This window comes from Hydrogenovibrio sp. 3SP14C1, from assembly GCF_029625905.1.
Lineage (GTDB): Bacteria > Pseudomonadota > Gammaproteobacteria > Thiomicrospirales > Thiomicrospiraceae > Hydrogenovibrio.
The window spans coordinates 133,109-145,123 of sequence record NZ_JARTLM010000009.1; the positions used below are offsets into that span (position 1 = coordinate 133,109).

The 12,015-nt window shown below is 40.7% G+C and carries 13 protein-coding genes and 1 tRNA gene; 8 read left to right on the forward strand and 6 right to left on the reverse strand.

All coding sequences use genetic code 11. The features are described 5' to 3' along the window. The first annotated feature begins 28 nt into the window (after positions 1-28). The 7 genes from P8629_RS09200 to P8629_RS09230 all read left to right on the forward strand — a co-directional run bounded on the left by P8629_RS09200 (position 29) and on the right by P8629_RS09230 (position 6,524). Complete coding sequence (locus P8629_RS09200) at positions 29-664, forward strand: NADH-quinone oxidoreductase subunit J (protein ID WP_278165832.1); 636 nt, start codon at positions 29-31, stop codon at positions 662-664. Next, positions 664-969, forward strand: a complete 306-nt coding sequence (gene nuoK / locus P8629_RS09205) for an NADH-quinone oxidoreductase subunit NuoK (protein WP_278165833.1) — start codon at positions 664-666, stop codon at positions 967-969. The genes P8629_RS09200 and nuoK overlap by 1 nt, the downstream gene beginning before the upstream one ends. Before the next feature lie 8 nt (positions 970-977). Then, the gene (nuoL, locus tag P8629_RS09210) at positions 978-2,954 is read left to right on the forward strand and encodes an NADH-quinone oxidoreductase subunit L (protein WP_278165834.1); all 1,977 of its coding nucleotides are present in this window, start codon (positions 978-980) and stop codon (positions 2,952-2,954) included. Between the two features lie 33 nt (positions 2,955-2,987). Beyond that, positions 2,988-4,502: an NADH-quinone oxidoreductase subunit M gene (locus P8629_RS09215; protein WP_278165835.1), complete on the forward strand. Its 1,515-nt coding sequence runs from the start codon at positions 2,988-2,990 to the stop codon at positions 4,500-4,502. A 23-nt stretch (positions 4,503-4,525) separates the two neighbouring features. Continuing rightward, positions 4,526-5,962, forward strand: coding sequence for an NADH-quinone oxidoreductase subunit NuoN (gene nuoN, locus P8629_RS09220; protein WP_278165836.1), 1,437 nt, complete (start codon positions 4,526-4,528; stop codon positions 5,960-5,962). 67 nt (positions 5,963-6,029) lie between these two features. Continuing rightward, positions 6,030-6,365 carry a DUF2818 family protein gene (locus P8629_RS09225; protein ID WP_278165837.1) on the forward strand — a complete coding sequence of 112 codons (336 nt, stop codon included), beginning with the start codon at positions 6,030-6,032 and terminating at the stop codon, positions 6,363-6,365. 82 nt (positions 6,366-6,447) lie between these two features. Then, positions 6,448-6,524: transfer RNA gene (locus P8629_RS09230), tRNA-Met, on the forward strand. Positions 6,525-6,577: 53 nt separating this feature from the next. On the opposite strand, the gene P8629_RS09235 is transcribed toward P8629_RS09230, so the two are convergent. From P8629_RS09235 to P8629_RS09255, 5 genes are all read right to left on the reverse strand, one after another. Further along, positions 6,578-7,369 (reverse strand): tyrosine-type recombinase/integrase, encoded by a 792-nt coding sequence (locus P8629_RS09235; protein ID WP_278165838.1) that lies wholly within the window; start codon positions 7,367-7,369, stop codon positions 6,578-6,580. A gap of 128 nt (positions 7,370-7,497) precedes the next feature. Beyond that, the gene (locus P8629_RS09240) at positions 7,498-7,824 is read right to left on the reverse strand and encodes a helix-turn-helix domain-containing protein (protein WP_278165839.1); all 327 of its coding nucleotides are present in this window, start codon (positions 7,822-7,824) and stop codon (positions 7,498-7,500) included. Beyond that, a complete protein-coding gene (locus P8629_RS09245; protein ID WP_278165840.1) occupies positions 7,821-8,165 on the reverse strand; it encodes a hypothetical protein in 345 nt (114 codons plus the stop codon). Before P8629_RS09245 ends, P8629_RS09240 begins: the two co-directional genes overlap by 4 nt. Then, complete coding sequence (locus P8629_RS09250) at positions 8,162-9,058, reverse strand: integrase domain-containing protein (protein ID WP_278165841.1); 897 nt, start codon at positions 9,056-9,058, stop codon at positions 8,162-8,164. Before P8629_RS09250 ends, P8629_RS09245 begins: the two co-directional genes overlap by 4 nt. 954 nt (positions 9,059-10,012) lie before the next feature. Next, positions 10,013-10,297: a hypothetical protein gene (locus P8629_RS09255; protein ID WP_278165842.1), complete on the reverse strand. Its 285-nt coding sequence runs from the start codon at positions 10,295-10,297 to the stop codon at positions 10,013-10,015. A gap of 429 nt (positions 10,298-10,726) precedes the next feature. On the opposite strand from P8629_RS09255, the gene P8629_RS09260 reads away from it, so the two are divergent. Continuing rightward, positions 10,727-10,888 carry a hypothetical protein gene (locus tag P8629_RS09260; protein WP_278165843.1) on the forward strand — a complete coding sequence of 54 codons (162 nt, stop codon included), beginning with the start codon at positions 10,727-10,729 and terminating at the stop codon, positions 10,886-10,888. A 99-nt stretch (positions 10,889-10,987) separates the two neighbouring features. Here the strand turns inward: P8629_RS09260 and P8629_RS09265 are convergent, their stop codons facing one another. Further along, complete coding sequence (locus tag P8629_RS09265) at positions 10,988-11,689, reverse strand: hypothetical protein (RefSeq protein WP_278165844.1); 702 nt, start codon at positions 11,687-11,689, stop codon at positions 10,988-10,990. Between the last annotated feature and the right edge of the window lie 326 nt (positions 11,690-12,015).

Genomic DNA, 12,015 nt, shown 5'->3' on the forward strand with positions numbered 1-12,015 from the left:
ACCGTTAATATCAAAGAGAATGTGTTAAATGACTTTTGAACAATTTATTTTTTATCTGTTAGCGGGTATTTCAGTTTTTTCAGGCCTGATGGTCATAAGTGTTAAAAACCCGGTTAAAGCTGCCTTATGGTTGGTTTTGACGTTTATTGCAACGGCAGGGGTTTGGTTAACTGCACAAGCAGAATTCTTGGGGCTGGTTTTGATCCTCGTGTATGTCGGGGCCGTTATGGTTCTATTCTTATTCGTGGTGATGATGCTGGATATTAATCTCGCTCAGCTCAAAGAAGGCTTTACACGCTATTTACCATTAGGTGTTCTTGCAGCAGTCGCTATTTTTGCCCTGATGTATTTAGTGCTGGGGCCAGAGCGTTTTGGTTCAGAACAGTTTGCGGCGCCACAATTGGCTGGCGGAGAATACAGCAACACTAAATCCATCGCTGTTCCTTTATATACCACCCATGTTTATGCCTTTATTTTGGCTGCTGTTTTGTTGTTGGTTGGGATTGTCGCGGCAATCACATTGACCTTAAGACGCAGACCACCAAAAGATGTCTTATATCAAGATATTGATAAGCAGGTTAAAGTTCAGGCATCAGATCGTTTCAAGATGGTCAAAATGGATGCGGTGAAGGAAAAAGATATTCCAGTGAAGGAGGAAGACTGATGATTGCGTTGTCAGATTATTTAATTTTCGGTGCTATCCTTTTTACGGTCAGTATGGCAGGTATTTTCCTTAACCGGAAGAATGTGATTGTTTTGCTAATGTCGATCGAATTACTGTTATTAGCGGTTAACACTAACCTAGTTGCATTCTCATATTTCTTAAATGATGTGACGGGTCAGATATTTGTATTCTTTATTTTAACCGTTGCAGCGGCTGAAGCTGCCATCGGGTTAGCGATTATCGTGTTAGTTTTCCGAAATCGTAAGAGTATCAATGTCGATGATTTAGGTTCAATGAAAGGGTAATAACAACGATGATTTTAAAATTTTTATTAACCATTATCCTTTTATCGCCGCTATTTGGTGCGGTTGCAGCAGGGTTGTTTGGTCGTCAAATTGGCCGACGTGGTGCACATACCATTACGATTTTCGGTGTCGCTGTGTCTACCATTCTATCAGCTTATGTTTTCTGGCTTTTCGTCTTTAATGGTCAAGCAGTCTATAACGATTCGCTTTACACTTGGTTGGTTTCTGACGGTATCCGTTTTGAAATTGGCTACATGATTGATGAGCTTTCTGCCACGATGATGTTGGTGGTGACATTTGTCTCTTTGATGGTTCATATTTATACCATTGGCTATATGGATCATGATGAAGATTATGAGCACTCGAATCCTTATTACCAAAGATTCTTTAGTTATATCTCATTGTTCACCTTTTCAATGTTATCGCTTGTTATGGCGAACAACTTCCTGCAGCTTTTCTTCGGTTGGGAAGCCGTTGGATTAGTGTCTTATTTGTTGATCGGTTTTTACATGAAGCGTGAGTCAGCGATACAGGCAAATCTAAAAGCATTCCTGGTTAATCGTGTAGGGGATTTCGGCTTCATCCTGGGGATCGCCGTTGTGGTGATGTACTTTAATACATTGGACTACAACGATTTCTTTGCCGGGCTAGAAGCACATAAAGAAACCACGATTAGTTTCTTCCCAGGTGTTGAATGGTCAATGATTACGGCCTTGTGTCTATTGTTGTTTGTTGGCGCAATGGGTAAATCGGCACAAATGCCATTACACGTTTGGCTTCCAGAATCAATGGAAGGTCCAACACCGATTTCTGCCTTAATTCATGCTGCAACGATGGTTACCGCTGGGATCTTTATGGTCGCACGTTTATCCCCTGCGTATGAAATGTCAGAAGTCGCTTTGAGTGCCATCTTAATCATCGGGGCGACAACAGCCTTTATGATGGGCGCGTTAGGGATTGTTCAGAATGATATTAAACGTGTCGTTGCGTACTCAACTTTGTCACAGCTCGGGTATATGGTGGCGGCACTTGGGGCTTCAGCCTATGCAGCAGGGATGTTCCATGTATTAACACATGCTTTCTTTAAAGCATTACTGTTCTTAGCAGCAGGGTCTGTCATTATCGCCATGCATCATATTCAAGACATTCGTCAAATGGGTGGTTTGCGCAAACATATGCCAGTGACCTATATAGCATTGCTTGTCGGAACGTTAGCGTTGATTGGTTTCCCTGGATTCTCTGGATTCTTCTCGAAAGACAGTGTCCTAATGGCAGTGGGTCAAACGGATACCTTTGGTGCAGGCTATGCACAGATTCTCTTGCTGATTGGTGTATTTGTTACCGCCTTTTACAGTTTCAGAATGTTCTTCCTGGTATTCCATGGTCAAGAGTCTGATTATGTGAAAAATCATAAGATTTCAGAATCACCATTAGTCGTCACGGTACCTTTGATTTTATTAGCCATTCCAGCAGTTATCATGGGGCTGCCAATGATGGATGGCATTTTCTCAGGGAGCTATTTTGGTAGCTCTATCACCGTACTACCAGAGAATGATGTGCTGAAAACAATCTATACTGACCAGTACCACGGTGTGATTGATATGATGATTCACTCTTTGACAACAGCACCGGTTATTTTAGCTTTCTCTGGTGTTTTCTTAGCCTGGTTGCTGTATATTAAGCGCCCTGAATTGCCTGGCAAAATCAAACAGGCCTGTCCGCGTGGTTTCTACATGTTAGACAATGCGTATGGTTTTGACCGTTTCAATGAAATCGTGTTTGAAAAGGGTGCTCGTAAGCTAGGGAACTATTTCTGGAAATCAATTGATGTGAAATTGATTGATACAGGAATTGTAACCAACGGATTTACATCGATTGCAAACGCGGCTTCTGCATTGAGACTGAGTCAGACCGGTTTCTTATACCACTATGCGTTTGTAATGATTTTTGGCCTACTAGCGATGCTAGTTTGGGTACTGTGGTAATGACAATAATAAAAAGAGAAGGGAATTAATTACATGCTTTTCGGTTTTCCTATTTTAAGTACCCTAATATGGTTACCTATCATTGGTGGTCTATTAATTCTATTCTTAGGGCGAGATAGAGACACTTTTACAAAATGGTTTGCGCTGTCAGTTTCTGTCGTTACCTTTTTAGTCTCTATCCCTCTTTGGACACAATTTGACACCTCGACTTCTGCAATGCAGTTTGTCGAGCAGGTTTCTTGGGTTTCACAATTTAATATCCAGTACTACCTGGGGGTAGATGGGCTGTCGATGCCTTTGGTATTGTTGACAACCTTTACCCAGATTCTGGTGATTGCTTCAGCTTGGGACGTTATCAAAGAGCGTGTTGAACAATACATGGGTGCCTTCATGATTATGCAAGGGCTTATGATTGGTGTTTTCGTCGCGCTGGATGGTATTTTGTTCTATGTGTTCTGGGAGGCCTTGTTGATCCCCATGTTTATCGTAATCGGTAAATGGGGTGGGCAGGATCGTGTGTATGCCACTATCAAGTTCTTCTTGTATACCTTCTTCGGGTCGGTATTCATGTTGGTTGCTTTCCTGTATATGTACTTTCAATCAGGCAGCTTCTCGATTCTTGATTTCCATGCAATGCATTTAGGCAGCACGGCACAAATCTTAATTTTCTTGGCATTCTTAATTGCCTTTGCGGTTAAAGTTCCGATGTTCCCAGTGCATACCTGGTTACCGGATGCGCACGTTCAGGCACCAACAGCTGGGTCTGTTGTACTGGCGGCCATCATGTTGAAAATGGGGGGCTACGGCTTTGTTCGTTTCAGTCTGCCGATCACACCAGATGCATCCATGGAATTAGACTGGTTAGTGATTGCACTTTCGTTGATTGCCATCTTCTACATCGGTTTGGTGGCCATGGTTCAAAAAGATATGAAGAAACTGGTCGCTTACTCGTCCATTTCTCACATGGGCTTCGTCACCATCGGGATGTTCTTAGTGTATGACATTGTTCAAAACACCGGTTCAATTCAAGGTTCCATGATCGGGATGGAAGGGGCGATGATTCAAATGATCTCACACGGCTTTATTTCCGGTGCCATGTTCTTGATGATCGGTGTGCTTTATGACCGCATGCATACACGTGAAATTTCAGCTTATGGCGGGGTTGTTAATACCATGCCGTGGTTTGGTTTCTTTGCCGTATTATTCGCTATGGCGAATGCAGGGCTGCCTGGAACGTCCGGTTTCGTAGGGGAATTCATGGTTATTCTGGCATCCTTCAAAGCCAATGTTTGGTACGGAATTGTGGCGGCCTCAACCTTGATTATCGGTGCGGCTTATACCCTATGGATGGTCAAGCGTGTTTTCTTTGGCGCAGTGGCTAATGACAATGTCGGTTCCTTGAAAGATTTAAACAAACGAGAGTTTGCCATTATGGCAACCTTGGCTTTCGCCGTGGTTCTATTGGGTATTTACCCAGCACCATTGATTGAAGTCATGCACTCTTCGGTTGCTAATCTGCTGATCCAAGCGACCACTTCAAAACTATAAGAAACAATAGGTGAGTTAATCGTATGAACTTTGTTATTCCCAGTTTTATTCCTGCAATCCCAGAGATCGTCTTACTAACGTTGACGTCTTTGCTGCTCATTGCAGACACTATCTGGTCTAAGCGTAGCGAATTTGCAACCTATTATGCGACCCAGTTAATCTTATTGGTGGTTGGGTATTTAGTTTTGACCAGCTTCTCGACCAGCCAAATACTTACATTCGATGGCAGTTTTGTCAGAGATGCGTTCGGCGACGTCTTAAAGCTGGTGATCGTGGTGGTCTCAATGGGGATTTTCTTATTCTCTAAAGAATACCTATTGCAAAACAAATTCTATCGCGGCGAATACTTCACACTCGGTCTTTTCGGGGTGCTGGGGATGTTTGTTATGGTATCCGCTTATAACCTAATCACTATGTACTTAGGTTTGGAAATCATGTCTTTGGCACTTTATGCCATGGTCGCGATGCGTAAAGACAACCAGCATGCGCTTGAAGCGGCGATGAAATACTTTGTCCTAGGTGCTTTGGCAACCGGTATGTTGCTGTATGGTTTCTCAATGATTTACGGGGCAACAGGCAGCATTCAGTTTGACGAGATGGCTCAAATCATTGCCAGTGGTAATGTCGATAACGTCGTCCTATCCTTTGGTGTGGTGTTCATTGTCATTGGTTTGGCTTTCAAACTAGGGGCTGTTCCGTTCCATATGTGGGTGCCAGACGTTTATCATGGGGCACCAACCGCCGTGACTTTGTATATCGGTACGGCACCCAAAATTGCCGCGTTCGCCATGCTATATCGTATTTTGGTTGAAGGATTGCCAGGCCTGGTAGAAGACTGGCAAAGCCTGATTGTGATGATCTCGGTTCTGTCGTTAATTGTTGGGGCCGTCATTACGCTGGTGCAAGAAAACTTGAAGCGTCTGTTAGCTTATTCAGGGATTGGGCACATCGGGTTTATCTTACTTGGGATCATTGCTGCCAACCCTGATGGGTATTCTGCAGCGATGTTCTACACCATTGTGTATTCCATCACTGCGCTGGCTGGTTTTGGGATGATTGTGGCCTTGGCTCGCACCAATAATGAATTCGACTTGGTGGCTGACTTTAAAGGCATGAACAAACGTAACCCATGGTTAGCGTTAATGATGTTATTCGTCATGTTCTCAATGGCCGGGATTCCACCATTTGTTGGGTTCTATGCTAAAGTCGTTGTCATTGAAGAAGTCGTTCAAGCAGGCTTCACATGGTTAGCGGTGCTTGCCGTGTTCATGGCCGTCATCAGTGCTTTCTACTACTTACGAGTCGTGAAAGTAATGTATTTTGATGAACCGGAAGACGATACAAAAATTGAGCCAGTCAGCAATCAGCTGAACTGGGCAGTGAGTTTTGTTTCCATTGCGTTACTGGTTTTAGGTTTAATGCCTTCCTCTTTAATAACGCTCTGTTACAATAGCTTATAGGCTACAAAATCATTAAACATTATAAAGCCCGTTTTCACGGGCTTTTATTTTATAAAAGGTGGGTTACATGTCTTTAGATGCCGCAGTTTGGGTGCTTCTTGTCACAGCAATTGTTTTAGCAAACATTCCTTGGTTGTTATCAAACCGACTATTTGTCTTTATTCCCGTTGCAACTAAGTCTATCTGGCTTAATTTTGCCGAATGGTTCTTATACTTTCTCGTAACAGGCTTATTTGCCTATCTACTGGAAAATAACGCAATGGGTCATGTCAAAGAGCAGGGCTGGGAGTTCTATGCCGTCACATTGTTTATGTTTGCCATCTTCGCATTTCCAGGCTTTATCTACCGATATAACCTGAAAATGTTCCTGGATAAGACCAAAAAACAAACTAATTCAAATTAATCCCAAATCGCCCTTGCATTATCTGTGTAACACACTATAATACGCCACATCGAAACGCAAAGCGCTTTGATAATTACATTGATGCGGGGTGGAGCAGCTTGGTAGCTCGTCGGGCTCATAACCCGAAGGTCGTTGGTTCAAATCCAGCCCCCGCTACCACATTCTAAAGCCAGATTTTTCAAACACTTACGAGTGAATGAAGTCTGGCTTTTTTATTGCCCAAAATTCACCGCTGTGGCTGAATTTGTGACAAATGCAGTAGTAGGGCGGTTTACATACTGTTGAAGGTGTTGGTGGGTAAAATGCGCATAACGCTTAACCATTTTATAATCCGACCAGCCACCTAGTTCTTGAAGGACTTCTAAAGGCGTTCCTCGTTGAATATGCCATGTCGCCCACGTGTGACGCAAATCATGCCAGCGAAAATCCTCTATTCCCAATTCAGCGCAAGTATTCTTAAAAGCTTTGGTATTAGCTCTCCTGATAGGGTTGCCTCTAAAAGTAAACACTCGAGTAGGGTGCTTACCAACTTGTCTTTTAATCACTTCCACTGCGGTGTCTGATAGTGGTACAACAAAAGCTTGCTCAGATTTGAGTATGTCATCTCCTTCAATATAGATAATACGTTGTGAGAAGTCGATCTGATCCCATCGTAACAGGGTTACATTCGACTCTCTTAACCCCGTCTCTAAGGAAAGGGTTGCCATATCTGCTATATGTGAAGGTAAAGCATTAATCAATCTGAGAGCTTCGGGTTCTGCCAACCAGCGCACTCGTTTTTTGGGTTCCTTCAAGAGTTTTATATAGGGTGGGTCGCATTTAACTTCCCACTCTTTGTGTGCAATGTTTAATACCGCTCTAAGTTTCTGTAACAAACGATTGATGGTTGCATTGCTGACGCCTTCCTTCAAACGTGTTTGAATGATTTCATCAACGTGCATCCGTCTAATCTCATCCACATACAAGTGACCAAAATAAGGGTCGAGGTATTTAAAAATACTCACCTCATTAGTTGAATCCTTATTTTGTTTTTCCCTCATGAATCGAACAACAGCTTCTTTCCAAAGAAGGCGAGGTTTTTCCCCTAAATTGTGGACTCGCCATAAATCGGATTTTAGCTTTGCTTCGTATTCTAGGGCTTCCTGTTTGTGTTCAGTCCCAGTAGAGCGTCGTATTCTTTTTCCGTCTGGTGTAATGAATTGAGTCCACCAGATGTTGTTTCTAAGGTAGATTGACATAATGATTCCTCATCGTTGCCAACAACTTGCACAACACTCTCAGGAATAGAATATTGATTTCTCAGGAATTGTGCAAGGTCTTGTTGAATAAATACCCATTTTCTTCCAATCTTGCCACCAGGAATTTTTCCAGCCTGAGCCTGTCTTCTAACCGTTTCAGGATTGCACTGTAAATATTCAGCAGCTTGGTGAAGAGTCAGTGTTTTGTTTGGTTCAATCATTGTTCTTCCTCTCTTTTATCGCTGTGTGGCATGAATTGTTTTGTTCGAGGTTTTGGAGGTTCTCCTGATCTATTTATCCATTTGTATAGCTGTTTAAGAGCAAGCCAATAAGCATATAAAGTCTGGTCACTTAAATGACAGTTCTCATGGTAAAAACCAATAATTTGCTTCTTACCAATCGAGTAAACAGATGGCGTTTGATATTTGTTATTCGCAAATTCAAAAACACGTCTGACTTTTTTTACTTGTTGTCGTCGATTCTTTTTTCCACCGTGGCTTTTGTAGCATCGTGATAAGAGTTCGATTTCATCAAAATGTTTTGCAGCTATTTTCCTTTTCATCCTTTCCCTCCCAAATAAGCAGAGACTACATCCTCACGGTGATGCCCCAATTCTTTTGAAATTTGCAAACGTGCTGCGGAATCAAGTTCACGAGCTTGACGTTCTTCAATGCCTAGTTGTTTAGCCAGATGAGGAATCCAGCGCTCTTCACGGTCCTGGTCTTCGATAGGTGCAATGTGATTTGTGATTTCTAGATATCTTTTTTGAGCATATGCATGACGCTCACCATGAAAGTTTATTTCAAGGTTTCTAATTTCGTTGTATGCTTCATGTTTAAACTCTATGTAGGTTTGCTTTCCTGGAATCATAGATCGGTCATCTTGCTGAATTTCGGCCGCGTTAGCTAAGACTTCAATTTGATAGTCGTGGGAGAGGGTAATTTCTCTTTTTTGGCCTCCTTTTGTGCCATATTCAATCGTAATGGTATTGTTTTGTTTTGCCTGTTCTAAAGCCGTTTTGGCATCCAGTTTGGCACTTTCTTCAAATCGCAACCCGAATGATCTTTGTAGCTCCAAGAGCGTTGCTACTCGATGATCTAGAACCTCAATGACGTGTTCATGTTCATGTTTTGGTGTGCTTAAATTCTGTGAAGCGACTAGTATTCGACTTTCGGCTACTTCGGTGGGGTTGATCCTCACTTCTCGATCACCCCTAGCTTCTTCTAAAACTATATTTACAGCTGATATATAGTTTTGTTGAGAAGCGGGAGAGTAACCTTTGTCTACTAATGTCTGGCCATACTCTCTGATGTGTTCAACTTCTATGTGCTCCATACGCCTGATGCCCCTGTCTTTCACGTAATCAACGAATTGATTCCAGCGTTTTGAGACAGTCGAAATGCTGCTAAAGCTTTCATAATGCCGCTTGATAGCAATGTGACCGGCTCGACCCATATCTCTATTTCCTAATCCAAAATTTCTACTCACATTCAGTCCCTCTACTCTTGTTAAGTGTAAAAGGCACGCGTTACGGACGCGGCAACCGGAATGTTCAAACCTTTATTTAAAACCGCTGATTTGAGTGGCGGTAAATGATAGGGAAGCCCCTTGCGATGACGGACGGTCGTGCGAATCAGCCTGGTGCTGAAAAGCAAACGCAATCTAGGGTTTGCGACCCAAAAACCTTCCTGGATAACCCAGGTAGTTATTTGGTTCCCCAAAAGAATGAAAATTTAATTTCATGTAAAATTATTTTTTCATGAAGTGAATAAAAACCCTGTGGGAGCAGGGTTTCGGGCTGCGTAAGAAGCCCTGTCTCTTTCCCGCGCTGCAACCTTAGAAAAAATCTCACGATTTATGTCTACAGAGGCTTTGCTTGAAAGAGACAGGGCCGCTTGAAATTTTTGCAAAATCCAATAGCCTGAATCTTCGCTCAAAGAGAAAAACTGAAGGTTTTTCTAATGAACTCGATTCAGAGAATCAAAATGCAAAAAAACTCCGTTACAGCCGTGTGGATATAATGATCAGTGACAGCAAAAAGCTGAATTATTTGAGATAAATCATTGTTTCAGTGGTGTATCTCCTTTTTATATAAAAGTGGACACACCAATCCCAAAACGGGAATAGAGTATCCCGTGTGGGTTGAATAAATGATCGGCCCTTTTTATTTAAAATAGGGCGTATGAGTTACCATTGTTTTCAAACAAGGTAAACGGATCAGGATCTCAATCAACTAGGTTGATTTGCTGGCAAATGAGATCGTGGCCAGCTTAAGGGCGCTTCATTAGTAGAAGCAATGGTGCAACAAGACAGTGTTGCGCTGTATTCAATTTCTAGTGTACGGAAATATTTTTAAAAATCAACCTACACGATAGGAGTTCGGTTTTTATCGATTACACATGAATCGACTTATATAGGATCATTATTCTCATCAATTCGATCTACTATTTTTTCTAGCTCTGGGCTTACAATAGAAAACCTATTTACATCAAAAACATAATATAGGTAGCCATTGTGAGTAACATTTTTATATCCTATACAAGCTTCTATATCTGAGTATGGGGCCAGACACTCAATAATACGTTTTGCATATTTAACTGCGGGAGTTGTACATCCTCCAACAGCGGCTACGCCAGTTTCTAAAACAGCATCAACAGCATCATATACATTGTTTTCTTCATCGTATATTTTCATAGTTATCCTTATGTATTGGAGTAATCAAGTATAAGTGGCCAACTTAGGGAAATTGTCTACAATACAATATGAGGGGAGGCGTCAATGCCCTTCGTGTTTTACAGTATTTTAATATTGTAAAGTTAGTTTTTAATTATATCCGCCATTTAAAAAAAGACCCTTTTAATGCGATTTCTTATGCTTTGATATTCATGATCTTAGGGTCTATAATCGCTATTAAGAATAATGTAAATGAGTAAGGAGAATGATTATGCTTTATCTTACTGCTGGAATTGCTTTACTTTTTGCACTTACTCTTTTTGCAATCGGTATAATTTTCACTAAAGCTGCTGAAAAAAAGCAAGCTGAAAAAGATGCTGCAAAAAGTTGAGTGAAGCTTATAGTTAATCATAGACCTTGTTTTAAGGATTTATCTTAAAGGTGAACTAAGTGACTTCTACACTAATTATTACATCATTTTTTGCTTTGTTGATGGGCCTGGGAGCTCTTGGTTTAGCTTATTGGCTAAAAGGTGTAATGAAGCAAAAACAACTTGAGGATACAAGCTCAAAAGAATTGAATGAAGTATTTGATTCTCAATCTCAATCTTAATCTTAATTAAGCTTAAGCTTTCTTGTCAGGGGATATTCCAATATGAGAAGCTAATTTACTAGACACTTCTTAGCCATGTTTTACATTATCGTTGTTGGTTTATTTACGTTCTCCGTTGTATTTTCTTTCTGGAATAATAATGGAATATTTGTTTTTCTTTAAATAAAGTTCAGTGTTGTTATGCATATCTAGGTAATCCATGAGATAAAGCATTGTATGATCGCTATCATTAAATGAAATAATGTCGTGAACCATGAAGTTCACAAAGTGATCTAGCTTGTCCAAATCAAGTTTGTAGGACTTGTCAAAATTGTTAGCTTTTGCATTGGGGTTGTTACCCAATACTACTCGTGCTTTTGGGCTTGTATACGCAAACTTTGTATTTTGATTAGTTGTTGGGTATCTCTCATTATAAAAACCCTGTACATTGCCGATAAAATTTTCAAAACGTTCCATATTTGAAGCGTTTTCTTCATCAGTCAGTGTTTTAGCTTCTTTCCAGTATTTAGTTAACCTATGAAACCCCAGCATTTTTAAGCTATTTTTGTCTTTATATCTAAAACATAAAATTGCTAAGATTAAATGTTCTATCGCCCAAAAGGTATTAACCATATAGGCATCATGCATATGATGAAAAAACGAATATCTAGCTAGGATGTAATAATCAATCGCTTTATGTTTGTTTTCCATTGAGGTTCTTGATGGTTTTAAACGCTCAGGTAAAGGGAAGGATACTGAAGCAGAGCCATCACCTGAGATTTCCATATTTATGAGTGGTTTAAATGAGGTTTCATCTGTCATACTTTCTATCCAGCTTAATCTAATAATGTTCTAAATTGTATTTCCGGAGGCATATTGACTCCTTTCTTTATTACCAAATTAATTTAACACATTAAAATAAAAGTAAGTATTTACAAGTATACATGGATTCTTTGTATTGAGATGATTGTCATATGAGTATGAAGGTGATATATGACTATTTTGCAGGATATAAAAGCTGGGAACGCTATGAAATAATTGTCAATTGTGGTTATCTATAAGTGTTTTTAAATCCATAGATTCAACAAGCAAGTGCAACACCTAGGAATAGAAAAAGGTTAGCTAATGAGCTACCTTTTCAGTTCCCC